This is a genomic window from Streptomyces sp. NPDC086989 (assembly GCF_044745505.1).
Classification (GTDB): Bacteria; Actinomycetota; Actinomycetes; order Streptomycetales; family Streptomycetaceae; genus Streptomyces.
On sequence record NZ_JBIVAL010000014.1, the window covers coordinates 88,551 to 105,703 of the forward strand.

14 protein-coding genes are annotated in these 17,153 nt (G+C 73.5%); 7 read left to right on the forward strand and 7 right to left on the reverse strand.

Annotation, left to right across the window (positions count from 1 at the left end):
• Nucleotides 1-33 precede the first annotated feature (33 nt).
• The 3 genes from argF to ACIPK4_RS29905 all read left to right on the forward strand — a co-directional run bounded on the left by argF (nt 34) and on the right by ACIPK4_RS29905 (nt 4,261).
• Nucleotides 34-1,056, forward strand: a complete 1,023-nt coding sequence (gene argF / locus ACIPK4_RS29895) for an ornithine carbamoyltransferase (RefSeq protein WP_402318237.1) — start codon at nt 34-36, stop codon at nt 1,054-1,056.
• A gap of 90 nt (nt 1,057-1,146) precedes the next feature.
• Nucleotides 1,147-1,974: an enoyl-CoA hydratase family protein gene (locus tag ACIPK4_RS29900; protein ID WP_402318240.1), complete on the forward strand. Its 828-nt coding sequence runs from the start codon at nt 1,147-1,149 to the stop codon at nt 1,972-1,974.
• 4 nt (nt 1,975-1,978) lie between these two features.
• Entirely contained in the window at nt 1,979-4,261 is a 2,283-nt protein-coding gene (locus tag ACIPK4_RS29905; RefSeq protein WP_402318243.1) for a bifunctional salicylyl-CoA 5-hydroxylase/oxidoreductase, read from the forward strand.
• A gap of 172 nt (nt 4,262-4,433) precedes the next feature.
• Here ACIPK4_RS29905 and ACIPK4_RS29910 read toward each other — a convergent pair whose 3' ends face one another.
• The 4 genes from ACIPK4_RS29910 to ACIPK4_RS29925 all read right to left on the reverse strand — a co-directional run bounded on the left by ACIPK4_RS29910 (nt 4,434) and on the right by ACIPK4_RS29925 (nt 8,262).
• Complete coding sequence (locus ACIPK4_RS29910; protein ID WP_402318245.1) at nt 4,434-5,273, reverse strand: GNAT family N-acetyltransferase; 840 nt, start codon at nt 5,271-5,273, stop codon at nt 4,434-4,436.
• A 42-nt stretch (nt 5,274-5,315) separates the two neighbouring features.
• Nucleotides 5,316-5,720, reverse strand: a complete 405-nt coding sequence (locus ACIPK4_RS29915; RefSeq protein WP_402318248.1) for a hypothetical protein — start codon at nt 5,718-5,720, stop codon at nt 5,316-5,318.
• 111 nt (nt 5,721-5,831) lie between these two features.
• Complete coding sequence (locus tag ACIPK4_RS29920; RefSeq protein WP_402318250.1) at nt 5,832-6,638, reverse strand: PaaX family transcriptional regulator C-terminal domain-containing protein; 807 nt, start codon at nt 6,636-6,638, stop codon at nt 5,832-5,834.
• A 4-nt stretch (nt 6,639-6,642) separates the two neighbouring features.
• Entirely contained in the window at nt 6,643-8,262 is a 1,620-nt protein-coding gene (locus tag ACIPK4_RS29925) for an AMP-binding protein (RefSeq protein WP_402318252.1), read from the reverse strand.
• Between the two features lie 137 nt (nt 8,263-8,399).
• On the opposite strand from ACIPK4_RS29925, the gene ACIPK4_RS29930 reads away from it, so the two are divergent.
• The 3 genes from ACIPK4_RS29930 to ACIPK4_RS29940 all read left to right on the forward strand — a co-directional run bounded on the left by ACIPK4_RS29930 (nt 8,400) and on the right by ACIPK4_RS29940 (nt 10,584).
• Nucleotides 8,400-9,509, forward strand: coding sequence for an acyl-CoA dehydrogenase family protein (locus tag ACIPK4_RS29930; protein ID WP_402318255.1), 1,110 nt, complete (start codon nt 8,400-8,402; stop codon nt 9,507-9,509).
• Nucleotides 9,506-9,931 (forward strand): RidA family protein, encoded by a 426-nt coding sequence (locus ACIPK4_RS29935; RefSeq protein WP_402318258.1) that lies wholly within the window; start codon nt 9,506-9,508, stop codon nt 9,929-9,931. The genes ACIPK4_RS29930 and ACIPK4_RS29935 overlap by 4 nt, the downstream gene beginning before the upstream one ends.
• A gap of 89 nt (nt 9,932-10,020) precedes the next feature.
• Nucleotides 10,021-10,584 carry a hypothetical protein gene (locus tag ACIPK4_RS29940; protein WP_402318261.1) on the forward strand — a complete coding sequence of 188 codons (564 nt, stop codon included), beginning with the start codon at nt 10,021-10,023 and terminating at the stop codon, nt 10,582-10,584.
• 73 nt (nt 10,585-10,657) lie between these two features.
• On the opposite strand, the gene ACIPK4_RS29945 is transcribed toward ACIPK4_RS29940, so the two are convergent.
• The 3 genes from ACIPK4_RS29945 to ACIPK4_RS29955 all read right to left on the reverse strand — a co-directional run bounded on the left by ACIPK4_RS29945 (nt 10,658) and on the right by ACIPK4_RS29955 (nt 14,484).
• Nucleotides 10,658-11,590 carry a DUF2690 domain-containing protein gene (locus ACIPK4_RS29945; protein ID WP_402318264.1) on the reverse strand — a complete coding sequence of 311 codons (933 nt, stop codon included), beginning with the start codon at nt 11,588-11,590 and terminating at the stop codon, nt 10,658-10,660.
• A gap of 161 nt (nt 11,591-11,751) precedes the next feature.
• Nucleotides 11,752-12,828, reverse strand: a complete 1,077-nt coding sequence (locus tag ACIPK4_RS29950) for an N-acetylmuramoyl-L-alanine amidase (protein ID WP_402318267.1) — start codon at nt 12,826-12,828, stop codon at nt 11,752-11,754.
• Nucleotides 12,829-13,092: 264 nt separating this feature from the next.
• Nucleotides 13,093-14,484: an aminopeptidase P family protein gene (locus ACIPK4_RS29955; protein WP_402318270.1), complete on the reverse strand. Its 1,392-nt coding sequence runs from the start codon at nt 14,482-14,484 to the stop codon at nt 13,093-13,095.
• A gap of 174 nt (nt 14,485-14,658) precedes the next feature.
• Here ACIPK4_RS29955 and ACIPK4_RS29960 point away from each other — a divergent pair, with 174 nt between their 5' ends.
• Complete coding sequence (locus ACIPK4_RS29960; RefSeq protein ID WP_402318273.1) at nt 14,659-17,055, forward strand: collagenase; 2,397 nt, start codon at nt 14,659-14,661, stop codon at nt 17,053-17,055.
• The last annotated feature ends 98 nt before the right edge of the window (nt 17,056-17,153 follow it).

Here is a 17,153-nt window from a genome sequence, read left to right on the forward strand (position 1 = left end):
TATCCCCTGCCAGTACGACCCTGGAGCGCCCCCATGGCCACCGACCTCGCCGGCCGCAGTTTCCTCAAGGAGCTCGACTTTTCAGCCGCCGAGTTCCGCGGCCTGATCGAGCTCGCCGCCGAACTGAAGGCCGCCAAGAGGGCCGGGGTCGAACAGCGTCGCCTCCAGGGCCGGAACATCGCCCTCATCTTCGAGAAGACCTCGACGCGCACCCGCTGCGCGTTCGAGGTGGCCGCCGCCGACCAGGGTGCCCACACCACCTACCTGGACCCCGCCGGCTCCCAGATCGGCCACAAGGAGTCGGTCAAGGACACGGCGCGCGTGCTGGGCCGGATGTTCGACGGCATCGAGTACCGCGGGGACAGCCAGGAGGCCGTCGAGGCGCTCGCCGAGCACTCCGGGGTGCCGGTGTTCAACGGCCTCACCGACGACTGGCACCCGACCCAGATGCTGGCCGACGTGCTCACCATGACCGAGCACTGCACCAAGCCCCTGGACCGGATCGCCTTCGCCTACCTCGGCGACGCGCGCTTCAACATGGGCAACTCCTACCTGGTGACCGGCGCGCTGCTCGGCATGGACGTGCGCATCGTCGCGCCGAAGGCCTACTGGCCGGCCGAGTCCGTGGTGTCCAGGGCGCGCGAGCTCGCGGCCGCCGGCGGGGCCCGGATCACGCTGACCGAGGACGTCGCCGAGGGCGTGACCCAGGCGGACTTCGTCGCCACCGACGTGTGGGTCTCCATGGGCGAGCCCAAGGAGGTCTGGGACGAGCGGATCGCCGCCCTGGCCCCGTACGCCGTCACGATGGACGTGCTGCGCGCGACCGGCAACCCGGACGTGAAGTTCCTGCACTGCCTGCCCGCCTTCCACGACCTTGGCACCAAGGTCGGCCGCGAGATCCATGAGCGGCACGGTCTGGACTCGCTGGAGGTGACGGACGAGGTGTTCGAATCCGCGCACTCGGTCGTCTTCGACGAGGCCGAGAACCGGCTGCACACCATCAAGGCCGTGCTCGTCGCCACGCTGGCCGGGCAGGCCCAGGACCCGTCCGCATAGTCATGCGGGCCGCCCCGGGCTGGCGGTCCGGATCACCCGTGTGTCGCGTTTCTGTGACGGTAGTCAGGATCCGGTGATACCTTCGGTGGTGTGAGCCCCTTCATCGGTTCCACAGCAGCGACCGAACGGTGGCGCCACCTGCGGGTGACCCGGCAGGACGGCGTGGCCACCGTCACCCTCGACCGCCCCGAGAAACTCAACGCCCTCACCTTCGGTGCCTACGCCGACCTGCGCGACCTGCTCGCCGAACTCTCCCGGGAGCGGTCCGTGCGCGCCCTCGTGCTCGGCGGCGAGGGGCGAGGCTTCTGCTCCGGCGGGGACGTCGACAAGATCATCGGCGCCACCCTCGCCATGGACACCGCCCAGCTCCTCGACTTCAACCGGATGACCGGCCAGGTCGTCCGGGCCGTCCGCGAGGCCCCCTTCCCGGTGATCGCCGCCGTGCACGGGGTCGCCGCCGGGGCCGGCGCGGTCCTCGCGCTCGCCGCCGACTTCCGGATCGCCGACCCCACCGCCCGCTTCGCGTTCCTCTTCACCCGCGTCGGCCTCTCCGGCGGGGACATGGGCGCCGCGTACCTGTTGCCCCGCGTCGTCGGCCTCGGGCACGCCACCCGCCTGCTGATGCTCGGAGAGCCCGTACGCGCCCCGGAGGCCGAGCGCATCGGCCTGCTCAGCGAGGTCACCGAGGAGGGCAAGGCCGGTGTGCGGGCCGCCGAACTCGCCGCCCACCTCGCGGCCGGCCCGGCCCTCGCCCACGCACAGACCAAGGCGCTGCTGACCGCCGAGCTCGACATGCCGCTGGCCGCGTCCGTCGAGCTCGACGCCAGCACCCAGGCCCTGCTGATGAACGGCCGGGACTACGCCGAGTTCCACGCCGCCTTCACCGCGAAGCGGCCCCCGGAGTGGGAGGGCAGGTAGCGCCATGGCCGCGGGCACCATGCCGGCCGGCAGCGCCCGGCCCGCCCTGCGGGTCGCCGTCGTCGGCGGCGGGCCGGGCGGGCTGTACGCCGCCGCACTGCTGGCCCGCCAGGGCCACACCGTCGAGGTCTGGGAACGCAATGCCCCCGAGGACACCTTCGGTTTCGGAGTGGTGCTCTCCGACGAGACCCTCGGCGGGATCGAACGGGCCGACACCGTCGTCTACGCCGCCCTCGGAGCGGAGTTCGTCCGCTGGGACGACATCGACATCGTGCACCGGGGCCGGCTGCTGACCTCCGGCGGCCACGGCTTCGCCGCCCTCGGCCGCCGCAGACTGCTGGAGATCCTCCACGAACGCTGCGCCGGACTCGGGGTCACGCTCCGCTTCCGCACCGGGGCGCCGGCCGCGGCGGTCCTGGCGGCCTCGTACGACCTGGTCGTCGCGGCCGACGGAGTGCACAGCGCGACCCGGCAGAGCGGCGCCGCGCACTTCCGCCCGACGCTGACCGGCGGGCAGTGCCGGTACATCTGGCTCGCCGCCGACTTCGCCTTCGACGCCTTCCGCTTCGAGATCGCGGAGACCGAGCACGGTGTCATGCAGCTGCACGCCTACCCGTACTCCGCCTACGGCTCCACCGTGATCGTCGAGATGCACGAGCGGGTGTGGCGGGCCGCCGGCCTCGACCTGTGCGACGAGGCCGAGTCGGCCGCCCGCTGCGCCAAGATCTTCGGCGAGGCCCTGCGCGGCCGTCCGCTGCACGGCAACCGGTCGGCGTGGACGGAGTTCCGCACGGTCGTCAACGAGCGGTGGTCGCACGGCAACGTCGTCCTGCTCGGCGACGCGGCCCACACCGCGCACTTCTCCATCGGCTCCGGCACCAAGCTGGCGGTGGAGGACGCCCTGGCGCTCGCCGAGGCCGTGGCCGCGGAGCCGGACGTGCCCGCCGCCCTGGCCGCGTACGAGAGCGCGCGGAAGCCGGCGGTCGCCTCGACCCAGCGGGCCGCCGCCGCCAGCATGCGCTGGTTCGAGGAACTCGCCGGGTACGTGGACCAGCCCGCTCGGCAGTTCGCCTTCAACCTGCTCACCCGCAGCCGCCGCGTCACCCACGACAACCTGCGGCTGCGCGACGAGCGGTTCACCCGGGCCGTGGAACGGGACTTCGGCTGCCCGGACGAGCACACCCCGCCCATGTTCACCCCGCTGAAGCTGCGCGGGCTGACCCTGCGCAACCGCGTCGTCGTCTCCCCGATGGACATGTACTCGGCGCAGGACGGCGACGGGACGCCGGGGGACTTCCACCTCGTGCACCTGGGCGCGCGGGCCCTCGGCGGAGCCGCCCTGGTCATGACCGAGATGGTCTGCGTGTCCCCCGAGGGCCGGATCACCCCCGGCTGCACCGGCCTGTACACGGCCGAGCAAGCCGCCGCCTGGACCCGCATCGCGGACTTCGTGCACGCCTGCGCCCCCGGCACCGCAATCGGCGTCCAGCTCGGCCACTCGGGCCGCAAGGGCTCGACGCGGCTCATGTGGGAGGGCATGGACGACCCCCTCCCGGAGGGCAACTGGCCGGTGGCGGCCGCCTCCGCACTGCCCTACCGGCCCGGCGTTTCGGCCGTCCCGCGGGCCATGACCACCGAGGACCTCGCGTCGGTCCGCTCCGATTTCGCGGCCGCCGCCGTCCGGGCCGCGGACTGCGGGTTCGACCTGCTGGAACTGCACTGCGCCCACGGCTACCTGCTGTCCGGGTTCCTGTCCCCGCTGACCAACCACCGCACCGACGCCTACGGGGGCCCGCTGGAGAACCGGCTCCGGTTCCCGCTGGAGGTCTTCGACGCGGTCCGCGCCGTCTGGCCCGACGACCGCCCGATGACCGTCCGCATCTCCGCCACCGACTGGGCCCCGGGCGGGACCTCCGCACAGGACGCGGTGGACATCGCGGCCGCGTTCGCCGCCCACGGGGCCGACGCCATCGACGTGTCGACCGGCCAGGTCGTGGCGGACGAGGCCCCCGAGTACGGGCGCTCGTACCAGACCCCGTACGCCGACCGGATCCGGGGCGCCGTCGGCGTCCCGGTCATCGCCGTCGGCGCCATCTCCTCCTGGGACGACGTGAACTCCCTGCTGCTGGCGGGCCGCGCCGACCTCTGCGCGGTGGGCCGCCCCCACCTGTACGACCCGCACTGGACCCTGCACGCGGCCGCCGACCAGTCCTACGAGGGCCCGGCCGCACCCTGGCCCGCGCCCTACCGCGCCGGCAGCCGCAAACCCCCGACCGGGCGCGGCTGAGTCGTCGGCACCATCCGGCCGCCCCCGGGCACCGGGCACCCGTGTCACCGGCACGGCCGCGGACGCGGCCGGTCCGGCCACCGTCGGCCGCGCCGCCGCACGACGTTCGTCCCCGGCGTCCCCAGGGGGCGGGGTCAGGGGTCCGGGGGCCCCTCCGGCCCGTCCGGCGTGCTCATACGGCGGCCAGTGCGACGCGGTCCTCGACCGGGGTGTAGCCCAGGCGCCGGTAGAGGGCGTTGCTCGTCGGATTGGCCAGGTCCGTGAAGAGCAGCACCTCCGAGGCGCCGGCCGCGTACGCCGCCTCGCTCACCGCGTGCGTGACGCCGGCGGCGTACCCGCGGCCGCGGAGCTCCGGCGGGGTGTAGACCGGGCCGACACGGGAGACCGAGCCGATCACGCGGAAGAACCCGGCCATCGACACCGGTGTCCCGGCGTCCTCCCAGAGCAGCACGCCCCCGTACGAGAGCCGGTCGCGCAGGAACGCCTCGGAGGGGCCGCCCGGCTCCCCGGTCTCCCGCTTGAACGCCCCGGCCCAGTCCAGCAGCAGCGGGAGGTCTGCCGTTGTCGCGGTCCGGGCCCGCCCGGCCGGGGCGGGGTGCGGGGCGAGGAGGCCGGCGAGCCGGTGCAGCCGGAGCTCCTCGGTGACCTCGCTCGGCCGGCCCCAGGCCGTGGCCAGCACTTGTGCGTCGTGGCGGCGGGCGTTCAGCGCGTCGACCCCGGTGAGCAGCGGCTCGGTGGCGAGGGCGGCCCCCAGCGCGTGGACGGCCTCCTGCGGCAGAGCGCCGACCAGCAGCGGATACGGCGGGGTGCGCAGCAGGGCGCCGGTGACGCCGCCGTCGGTGGCCGTCCACCAGCCGAAGAGCGGATCGGCGGACCCGTAGGAGCCGGGGCCGGTCCGCTCCAGCGCGTCGGTCACGGTCAGCAGGGTGGTGTTGGTGACGGGCTCGCGGGCCACGGCCGGGCCCGCGGCGGCCAGATAGGCCGTCAGGTCATGGGTGAAGGTCCAGGTCATGGCTCATGATGGCGCCACGCCGCCCGCCCGTGCACACGGGTTTCACGAGGGCAGCCAGGCCGGCCACCACGGCGGCACGTTGTCGGTCCCGCACAACCCCGAATCCCCGGGGTACCCGTCCAGGGTGCCCCTGACCGCGAAGTACCAGACCACCACCGCGGCCAGCGCGGCCAGGATCGCCGCCGCGCGCACCGGCAGCGGCAGGCGGCGCGTGAGCAGGGCGAGGACCAGCGCGAGGGCCGCGCAGCCCGGCACCAGGAACAGCATCTCGAAGTTCAGCTCGAACTTCCCGCCGGCCTCCCAGCCGGCGTCGCAGTACGCGCGGGCGTGGGCGGCGAGCCGCGAGGCCGAGCAGCCCGCCACGGCGCCCGTCAGCGCCGCCCCGGCCAGCTGGAGCCGCGCGGCCCGCCGTCCGGGCGGCGCCACGGGCGGCTGGTACCAGGTCACCGGCTGGGGCGGGGTCTGCGGCGGGTGCGAAGCCCGCCGCGGGGTCGGGAGCGGTGGCGGCGGAGGAAGATCACGTCGGGTCACAACCCCTGGCGACGCGCCCTCAGTCGGCTACGGTTCCAGGAACTGCGCACCGACGTCCCGCAGCCGGACGTGCAGTTCGGCGAAGACGGCCGCCGCCCGGTCGCCCGGCCAGTCCGCGGGCAGCAGTTCGCGCGGCAGCCCCGGGTCCGCGTACGGCAGACGCCGCCAGGTGTCCAGGGCGAGCAGGTAGCCGCGGTAGGCCTCCTCGGGGGTCGGCGCCGGGCCCGACTGCAGGGCCCGCAGCGCCGGCTCGTGCAGGTCCAGGAACTCCTCGTGCTGCTTGGCCAGCGAGGTCAGGTCCCACCACCGGGCGACCGCCTCGGCGGTGGGGGCGAAGCCGAGGTGGCCGCCGCGGAACAGCTCCACGTACGGCGTCAGGTGCAGCCGGTCCAGGGTGTGCCCGGTCTCCTCGTACAGGTGGGCGGGGGCGATCCACACCCCCGGTGCCACTGCGCCGAAGCCCAGCCGGGCGAGCCGCGAGCGCAGCAGGTGCCGCTTGTGCCGCTCCTGCTCCGGGACGGAGAACACCGCCAGCAGCCATTCGCCGGCCGGGTGCGCGTCGCGGTCGCCGTAGATCCGCCGGTCGCCGTCGTCCAGCAGCTGCTGCGCCTCCGCGGAGAGCTCGTACCCCGCCGAGCCGTCCGCGGCGCGCGCGGGCAGCAGGAAGCCGCGCCGCTTCAGCCGGGACACCGACGAGCGGACCGACGGGGCGTCCACGCCGGCCGCGCCCAGCAGGCGGACCAGCGCCGACACCGGGACCGGGCCCGCGAAGGCCCGCCCGTAGGCGCCGTAGAACGTGACGATCAGGGATCGCGGGGTGTGCTGCTCGGCCACGGGATCACTCTAGATCGCGCAGCCGGAACCGCTGCAGTTTTCCGGTCGCGGTGCGCGGCAGCGCGGGGACGAAGACGAAGGCGCGGGGGCACTTGTGCGGGGCCAGTTCCGCCTGCATGAACGTGCGCAGGGCCTCCTCCGTCAGGGTGGCGCCCGCCCGCAGGACGGTGTAGGCGACCACGATCTGCCCGCGTCGCTCGTCCGGGCGGCCCACCACCGCGGCCTCCACCACGTCCGGGTGGCGGATCAGGGCTTCCTCCACCTCCGGGCCCGCGATGTTGTGGCCCGCGGAGACGATCATGTCGTCGGCCCGGGCGACGTAGCGGAAATAGCCCTCCGGATCGCGGACGTAGGTGTCCCCGGTCAGGTTCCAGCCGTCCCGTACGTACTCCTCCTGCCGCGGGTCCGCCAGGTACCGGCAGCCCACCGGGCCGCGCACGGCCAGCAGCCCCGGCTCGTTGTCCGCGACCGGTCGCCCCGAGCCGTCCACCACCCGCGCCTGCCAGCCCGGCACCACGCGGCCGGTCGTCCCCGGGCGGATGTCCTCGTCGGCCGCGGAGATGAAGATGTGCAGCAGTTCGGTGGCGCCGATGCCGTTGATGATCCGCAGTCCGGTGCGCTCGTACCAGGCCTGCCAGGTGGCCGCCGGGAGGTTCTCGCCCGCCGAGACGCAGCGGCGCAGCGCCGACAGGTCGTGGGCGCCCACGTCGTACGGGCCCAGGGCGTCCAGCATCGACCGGTACGCGGTGGGGGCGGTGAACAGCACCGTGACCCGGTGTTCGGCCAGCGCGGGCAGCAGCCGGCGCGGCACCGCCTGGTCGAGCAGGAGCGCGGAGGCGCCGGCCCGCAGCGGGAAGACGACCAGGCCGCCGAGGCCGAAGGTGAAGCCGAGCGGCGGACTGCCGGCGAAGACGTCGTCGGGGCGGGGGCGCAGGACGCTGCGGGAGAAGGTGTCGGCGACGGACAGCAGGTCGCGGTGGAAGTGCATGCAGCCCTTGGGGCGGCCGGTGGTGCCCGAGGTGAAGGCGATCAGGGCCACGTCGTCGGCGGAGGTCTCGACGGCGCGGAACGGCGCCCGGTGCCGGTCGGCCAGCCGCAGCAGGTCGTCCGGTGCCCCGCCGCCGTACGTGGTGATCCGCAGGCCGGGCACCTCGGCCCTGGCCAGGTCGTCCAGCGCGTCCACGTGGCACAGCGCGTGCTGCACCCGGGCCATCGCGCAGACCGTGGCCAGCTCCTGCGCCCGCTGCTGGGCGAGGACGGTCACGGCCACCGCGCCCGCCTTCATCACCGCCAGCCAGCACGCGGCGAGCCAGGGACCGGTGGGGCCGCGCAGCAGCACCCGGTTGCCCGGCACCACTGCGAGGTCCTCCGCGAGGACGTGGGCGAGGCGGTCCACCCGGTCGCGCAGCCCGCCGTACGACCACACCTCGCCCGCGCCGCTGCGGAAGGCGGGGCGGTCGGGCCCGTACCGGTCGATGGTGGCGTCGAGCAGCTCGGTGCCGCAGTTGAGCCGGTCGGGGTAGGCCAGCTCGGGGAGCTCGAACAGCAGCCGCGGCCAGGCGTGCGGCGGCGGCAGGTGGTCGCGCGCGAAGGTGTCGGCGTGGGCGGAAGGCTTGAGCTCCAAGGCGGGTTCGCCCCCTTGCAACGGCAGCGGCCCCCGGGCGGGGACCGAAGTGGCGGAGCAGGCCGTGCACGTGCAGGACGAGCGTATCGTGATGGTGACGGCAGTCAACAGGACGCGATAGAAGCGGGGATGTTCGGATGACCGGATTCGCGCTCGGGGCGGAACAAGAGGAGTGGTGCGGGCAACTGCGCGCGCTGGCGGCGGACCGGCTGCGGCCGCTCGCGGAGAAGGGCGAGCCCGGCCGGGTCAACCGTCCGCTGCTCGCGGCGCTGGGCGAGCTCGGCCTGCTGGAGCGGGTCTTCACCTCGGGGGCGCTGGAGCTGTGCCTGCTGCGCGAGTCCCTCGCGTACGGGTGCACGGAAGCGGAGACGGCCCTCGCGCTCCAGGGCCTGGGGGCGCATCCGGTGCTCAGCCGGGGCACGCCGGAGCAGCGGGAGCGCTGGCTTGCGCGGGTGCGGGCCGGGCGGGCGGTGGCGGCCTTCGCGCTGAGCGAGCCGGGCGCGGGCTCGGACGCGGCGGCGCTGGCCCTGGAGGCCGTCCGGGACGGGGACGGCTGGCGGCTCGACGGTGAGAAGTGCTGGATCTCCAACGCCCCCGAGGCGGACTTCTACACCGTGTTCGCCCGGACGGGCGAGGGGCCGGCGGCCAGGGGGGTCACCGCCTTCCTGGTCCCGGCCGAGCGCCCCGGCCTGTCGGGCGAGCCGCTGGACATGCTCTCCCCGCACCCGATCGGCAGGCTGGCCTTCGACGGGGTCCCGGTCGGCCCGCAGGACCTGCTCGGCGAGCCCGGCCGGGGGTTCCGGGTCGCGATGGACACCCTGAACCGGTTCCGGCCCAGCGTGGGCGCCTTCGCCGTCGGCATGGCCCGGGCCGCGCTGGACGCGACCCTGGCGTACACGGCGGCACGCCGGGCGTTCGGCGGGGTGCTCGGGGACCTCCAGGCGGTGGGCCACCGGGTGGCCGAGATGGCCACCCGCACCGAGGCGGCCCGGCTGCTGGTCTACGCGGCGGCGGGTGCGTACGACGCCGGCGCCCCGGACGTCCCGCGCCGCTCCGCGATGGCGAAGCTGCTGGCGACGGAGACCGCCCAGTACGTGGTGGACCACGCGGTCCAGTTGCACGGGGCCGTCGCCCTCCAGCGCGGCCACCTGCTGGAGCACCTGTACCGGGAGGTCCGGGCGCCGCGGATCTACGAGGGGGCGAGCGAGGTCCAGCGCACCATCATCGCGAAGGAGCTCTACCGGTGAGTCTGGAGCGGATCAATCCGGCGGAGCTCTCCCCGCCGACGGGTTTCTCCCACGCGGTGGCCGCGAGCGGCTCCCGGCTGGTGTTCCTGGCGGGGCAGACCGCGCTCGACCCCGCCGGAAAGGTGGTCGGGGACACGCTGCCCGAGCAGTTCGAACGTGCGCTGGCCAATCTCCTGGCCGCCCTCGCCGCGTCCGGGGGAGCCCCCTCGGACCTGGCCAGGGTGACCGTCTACACGGTCGACGTGGAGGCGTACCGCGTCCACTCAGCCGAACTCGGCCGTATCTGGCGCCGGCTGGCGGGCCGCGACTACCCGGCCATGGCGGTCATCGGGGTCGTCCGGCTCTGGGACGGGCCCGCGCTGGTCGAACTGGACGGTATCGCCGTACTCGGAACGGCCCAGGTCGAGTTACCGGACCGCTGACCAGGTGCTTTTGACAGCGGAGCAGAGAGGAGTGAGGGTGGAAATGACCTTTTTATAAGGAATGTCTCAATCCTCGGAGGTGCATGGTCATGCGCCGTGTGATCACCGCGACGGTCGTGGCAGGTGCCGCGGGCCTCGCGCTCGGCCTGATGCCTGTCGGCGGGGCGTTCGCCGCAGGTCTCCCCCAGACCCCGCAGCACAACACCGGATGGTGCTCCGACGACTGGCGCGGCGGCAACGACTGGCGGGACTGCTGCGACTCCTCCCGCTGGCACAACTGGAACGACCGGCCCAGCTGGTGCTGGGACAACGACTCCGGGCACAACGGCCGGCACGACAACGCCAACTGGAACGGCAACTGGAACGACGGCCGTTGGAACGGGAACCGGTCCGACCATGACAACCGCAACGACAACAACTGGGGCGGCGGCCACGACAGCGGCTGGAACGACAACGGATCCGGCCACGACAACGGCGGTGGCGGCGATGGCGGCGGCCACGGCGGCGACGGCGGTGGCGGTGGCGGCGGCCACGACAACGGCGGCGGCGGTGGCGGCGATGGCGGCGGCCACGGCGGCGACGGCGGCGGTGGCGGCGGCGGTGGCGGTGGCCACGGCGGCGACGGCGGTGGTGGCGGCGGTGGCGGCCACTAGCCCCCCGTCCGCAGCGAGTTGATCCGGTAAGGCCCGGACCCCACGGGCCCGGGCCTTACCGTGACCCGGCCGGTCAGGGTGTGATCGCCCCCAGTGGGGAGCACTCCTGTTCCTTCTGGCTGGGAATCGCCCCGCAGATCGTGATGGTCTGCCATGTCTCTTCCGGCGTCACGGCCAGCATCCGCGTGTACGTGTCGTGTTCCATCCGGATCGCGGCCTCGTCGGACGAGCTGCGCCTGTCCTTGATCATGACGGTGTCCCCGATGTTGCCGTTCTCGATCCGCCCCCACACCGCCTGGCAGGCCTCGCTGTAACGCAGCTGGATGCTCATGCCGCGCAGGAAGGTCTGGCGCACCGTCACCGCGTCCCACTGGCAGTCCTCCGCCTGGGGTTCACGGCGCAGGCAGGTGTCGCTCTTGCAGCCGACCCTGACCGGTCCGGTCGGGCGGGTCTGAGCGGGCGGGGCGGCGGGCGAGCCCGTCGCCCCGGCGGTACCGCCCTTGGCGGTGCCCCCGCCGGCCGGCTGGATGAGGAACGCCGTCAGCACACTGCCCAGCAGGGCGCCCGCCAGGACGCCGGCCGCGGTGCGCAGGATCCGGGACCAGGCGAACCGCCCTGCCGCAGGAGCCTGTTCGGGGGCCGGCGCGCCCGGTGCAGCCGGCGCGGCCGTCGGGGAGGCCGAGGGGCCGGGCGCCGGCTCCGGATCCTGCGGGGTCCGGACCGCGGGCTCCTCGGCCGGCGCCTCCTCGCGTACGGCGGCCAGTTCGAGCAGGACGAGGAGGGGCTCGGGATCCGCCCCGGACGCAGCCGCGAACTCCTCGACCGCGATACGGGTCGGCACCTGCTTGCCGTTGAGGAAGCGCTCCCAGGAAGAGCGGCTGTAGTGCGTCTTGTCCGCCAGGCGGTTGTAGCTCAGCTGTGACGCGTCCTTGATCCGTCGCATCTCGGCGAAGAGGTCGCCTCTCGGAACGTCGCCGCCGCCGGCCGACCCAGATCCACCTGCCATCAGGCGGGTCCCCCATTTCGTGCTCATACCGTCCCCCGGCCACAGGCCGCGGGGAACAGTATCAGCCACGAAGTGGCGTGCTCATGACTCTGACCCCCGGGGGTGAACTCCCCGGAGGTCGAGGTCAATACAGGTTCTCGCCCTGTCTGCGGGCGTGGGTCTCAGCCGAGCAGGCGGCTCCAGGTGCGTGCGTCCACGACGCCGTCCTGCGGCAGCGCCCGGGCACCCTGGAACGCCGACACCCGGGCCGCGGTACCGGGCCCGAACGCCCCGTCCGCCGTTGTCGGGAAACCGAGGGCCGACAGCCGGCTCTGGACCGCCTTCACGGCCTCCCCGGTCGCGCCCTGCGCCACCGGCGCGCACAGCTGGTTCCAGGTCTGGTTTCCCGCCACCCCGTCGATGCCGGCCCCGATCCGGGTCTGGAACGCGCGCAGCGCTCCCTCGGTCGCCGGCCCGAAGGAGCCGTCCGGGGTGATCGCCGCCCCGCGCTGCACCAGCAGGCACTGGAGCACGCGGACGCGCTCGTTCACGTCGCCTGTACGCAGCACCGGCCACCCCGGAGCCGTCGCGTCGCCGCCGATCCGGGCCGCCACGTCCGCACGCAGCTTCGGCAGCAGGCCGTAGAGGCGGTCGCCGGGGCACTGGGTGTTGTTGAAGTCCCGGTGCCCGTAGATCTGGTAGGGCCGGATCCCGTACTGGAGGCAGATGCGGGTGCACAGGTCGACGAGCGTCGCGTACTGCTCGGCGCGGGGCTCTTCGGCGGTGTACGTGCCCTCGTTCTCGATGCCGATGGCCACCGTGTCCTGGCCGGTGCAGTGCGCGGCCTCGACGGTCTGCGCGCCGGTGTCCAGCGCCGCCAGGCTCCCGTGCCGGCCCTCGGTGACGAACGCGCCCCGGCTGATGGTGAAGTGCTGCCCGGTGTCGATCCAGCCCTCCGTGTCCATCTGGTACGTCTGCATCGCGCGGGCCAGCGCGAAGGCGCGGTCCTGCCCGTACTCGGTCACGTTGTCGGTCGCCGTGTGGTGCACGATGATCTTCTGCGGCCGGGCCGTCAGCACCGTCACGGGACTCTTCGGCGCCCGCGCGCCCCATGCCTCGCAGCCGGACACCGGCGGACCGCCGGCGGCCCACACCCGTCCCGCGGCCGAGCCCAGCGCGGTCAGTGCCGCCCCCAGGGACAGCGCGCCGGCCAGCAGGGTGCGTCGGCGCAGCAGAAGTCGTGCCGTCGGCGTGGTCATGTGCATCCGTTCGGGAAGTCCCGGACGAACGCTAGGAATCGAGGGACGCCGGGACAAGCCCGGAGGCCGTCCCGCCGTCCCGTGGCGTCCCACGGGACCGTGGGACGCCACGGGACGGCCGCTCGGGACTTCCCGGAGACGGCCGGGACGCCGGGACGCGGCCGGATCCGGCTTAGTGTTCGGGCTGTCCGGCGACGTCCGGTCGCGGGGCGGGCGAGGGGCCCGCCGGTCGCGCATCCACCTCCACGGGGGTGGGGCGGATGCTCAGCCGGCCAGCAGGTTCCCCATCCACTCCTCGATCCCCGCCACCGTGCGGGGCAGGGCGCCCGACATCAGTCGGGCGCCCGTCGCCGTGATGACCAGGTCGTCCTCGATGCGGACGCCGATGCCCCGCAGCTCGGGCGGCAGGGTCTCGTCGTCCGGCTGGAGGTAGAGACCGGGCTCGACCGTCAGGACCTGCCCCTCCTCCAGGACCCCGTCCAGGTAGGTCTGCGCGCGCGCCTTCGCGCAGTCGTGGACGTCCAGGCCCAGCATGTGCCCGCTGCTGCACAGCGTGTACCGCCGGTGCAGATCGCCGCGCGCGTCCTTCAGGACGCCCCACTCCGCCAGGCCCTCCGCGATCACCCGCATCCCGGCCCGGTGGAAGTCCCGGAAGCTCGCGCCCGGCCGCAGCGCGGCCATGCCCGCGTCCTGCGCCGCCAGCACCAGTTCGTACACCTGCCGCTGGACGGGGGAGAAGCGCCCCGACAGGGGGAGGGTGCGGGTGATGTCCGCCGTGTAGAGGCTGTCGGTCTCCACGCCCGCGTCCAGCAGCAGCAGATCGCCGCGGTCGAGCGGGCCGTCGTTGCGGATCCAGTGCAGGACGCACGCGTGCGCGCCCGACGCCGCGATGGTGTCGTACCCGGTGCCGTTGCCCTCCGCCCGGGCGCGCAGGCCGAACACCCCCTCGATCCAGCGCTCGCCGCGCGGGTGCGCCAGGGCGCGCGGCAGCGACCGTACGACGTCCTCGAACCCCGCGGTCGTGTGGTCGACCGCGAGCTGGAGCTGGCCGACCTCCCAGGCGTCCTTGACCAGCCGCAACTCGGACAGGACGGCCGCCAGTTCCGCGTCGGTGGCGGCGTTGCGGCCCGTCGGCGAGCCGAGGGCGTCCAGGTGTGCGCAGCGCAGGCCGGTCAGGCGCTCCGCCTCGGCCAGGTCGGGGCGGCGGCCGACCCAGAACTCCCCGTACCGGCGGTCCCGGTAGAACTCCTCGTTGCCGTCCGCGCGCGGGGAGCGGGGGCGCAGGTACAGCACGGGCTCGTGACCGTGCGGGCCCGAGGGCTCCAGCACCAGGACGTGCCCCACCTGGTCCTCACCCGTCAGCCCGGTCAGCCAGGCGTACGCGCTGTGCGGGCGGAAGCGGTGGTCGCAGTCGTTGGAGCGGACCTTGAGCTCACCGGCCGGGATGATCAGCCGCTCGCCCGGGAAGCGCGCCGAGAGCCGGGCGCGCCGGGCCGGGGTGAGCGCGTACGCGGGGACCCGCGCGGCGTCGGGGAGGGGGGACGGCGCCCAGTCGGCCGCCATGAAACGGGACAACTCCGGTGACACCGGCAGGTCGTGGCTGCCGATGTTGAGGCGGGGGGCGGGGCCCGTGGCGGGGGAGTGGGGATCGGTCATGAGGGCTCCCTCGAGAAAGATGCGAACTGGTGGGCGCACAGGTCTTGTCAGTGCAATTTCACATTACTATGTTACAGCTCACATCGCGGCACGTTAATCCCCGTCAAACGCCGCGTGACGCAGGGCAGTTCACGCACCACTTCCCCCACCTCCTCTTCCAGCCAGGAGCCCTTGGTGTCCCAGCACAGAGCTGTGCGTACGTCCCTCCTCTCCGCCGCCGTCGCGGTGACGCTGCTCGCCTCCGCCGGCCAGGCCGTGTCCCAGACCGCCGACCGGGCCCCCGCGGCCGCATCCGCCCGGGGCGCCGTGCCCGGCACCTTCACCTCCGGTGCGCCCGGCGCGAATCCGTTCGACGAGGTCGACCACCTCGCCGCGCCCCGGCAGGCCAAGCCGGCGACGGCCCAGGCTCCCGGCGGCGTGGCCGCCGACGGACGCGTCCCCGGAGCGGCGCCCACCGCGGCCCCCGCCGCACGCCTGACCGAACGCGCCGAGAAGAGCCGCGAGGCCGGCGCGCAGGCCGCGCCCACCGCGCGGAGCGTCGCCGCAGGCGTCCCCTGTACCCTCGACGGGATCACGGGCCTCAGCCCCGAGCAGTTCGCCGACTTCCTGGCCGACCCCGCCGTCACGGCCGACGGCTGTCTGCGCGGGCTGGTCTGGACCTGGGACGCCCGGCTGGCGCCCGTCATGTCGGACGCGCACGTCCAGGCCGTCTCCCGCCGGATATCCGGCCTGGCCGCCGCCCACGACGGCCGGGGCTCCTCCCACCTGGAGGAGATGTTCACCTTCCTGCACGCGGCCGTCTACCACGACTTCTCGCGCTCCGAGATCGACCTCACCGACGCCGCGACCGCCGACGCCATGAGCCGGGCCGTCACCGACTTCGGCAACGCCGCACGCACCTTCGACGCCACCGCCTCCAACGCCCGGACGCTGCGCGAGGCCCTCTACGCCACCGGCCCCGGCATGCGCCAGACCCAGCTCGGGCTGATCAGGAAGGTCCTGGCCACGCTGGACGCCTCGCACCCCGCGACCAGCGGGGACGCGAACTGGGGCGGTGCGGCCCTCGCCGCCCTCACCGTCAACTACCTCGGCGTGTACCCGGGCAACCAGGACGCCGCCTTCCACGCCGCGGCGAAGGCCGACCCCTCCTACCGCGCCGCCTTCAAGGCCTTCTCCGGGTACACCCACCTCAAGGGCACCGCGAACCAGTGGGTGGTCCGCGACGCGCTGGGCGAGTACGGCCGCTTCGGTCAGATCGAGGGCCTCCAGGACCAGATCGCCGCCGACCTCGGCTCCCTCCTGGAGCCGGTCAAGACCTCGTGGGGCACGGGCAGCGAACCCTGGGCGAAGGTCGTCTCCTGGCTGAACACCTACAACGCGTGCAAGCAGTACGGGGTGTGCAAAGAGGACATCGAGAAGATGCTCTTCCCCAACACCTACAGCTACGACAACGGCGCCATCAAGGTCCGCACGGCCCTCGACCGGGCCACCGTCGACCAGCTGTACTACGCGAGCAAGCAGGTCAAGACGCAGTTCCACCGGGTCATCGGGACCGACCAGCCGCTGGCCGGCGACCCCAACACCACGCTGAACATCGTGCTGTACGCCTCCCGCGCCGACTACGTCACCTACCAGACGATGCTGTACGGCTACGGCACCCAGAACGGCGGCATGTACATCGAGAACGGCGCCACCTTCTACACCTACCAGCGGCGCGTCCCCCAGGACTCCTCCCTCACCCTCGAGGAGCTCTTCCGGCACGAGTACACGCACTACCTCAACGGCCGCTTCGCCGTCCCCGGGTTCTTCGGCGAGGGCCCCTGGTACGAGGGCGACCGCACCACCGCCATGGACGAGGGCACCGCCGAGTTCTTCGACGGCGCCACCCGCGACAACGGCATCGCCGTCCGCAAGTCCCTGGTCAAGGGCGTCATCAACGACACCGCCGGCGGCGGCCCGCGCATGTCGGTCGAGCAGCTGCTGAACGCCACGTACGAGGGCGACGGCTTCCGCTTCTACAACTACGCGGGCACCTTCTTCGAGTTCCTGTGGACCGAGAAGCCCTCGCTGCTGCGCGAGATGTACACCCACCTGCGCAACAACGACGTCGCGGCGTACGACTCCTGGCGCCACCGGATGGGCGCGGACACCTACCTCCAGCGCGACTACGACCGCTTCCTCGACGCGCAGATCGCCAAGGTCGACCAGCTCTACGTGCCGAACACGGTCTTCACGGCCAACGACAAGCTGCGTGACGCGGCGCTCGCGAACGTGAAGTCCTCCTTCGCGGCGGCCACGTACAACACCCCGGACTGCGTGGAGAACGGCGACCCGGGCAAGCGCCGGTTCACCTGCACGGGCCGGATCACCGCGAACCTGAAGAACTGGCGCAGCGACGACCAGAACTTCAAGGACATGTCGGAGACGGTCGACTACTTCATCCTCGACCGGGCGGGCGCGGCCTCGAACAACCTGGCCGACATGAACTGCTCCTTCGGCCCCGTGGAGATCTGGAGCGATCACAGGGCGGGGACGTCGGGTTACAGCTGCGAGGGCCCGCTGCGCAGCTGATCCCGCGGCCGGGCCGGTCCCTTCCGAACGGGGGGAGGGACCGGCCCCGCGGGGCCGGCCGGACCTGCCTCGGAGTGCCTAGGCACCGACTAAAGAAT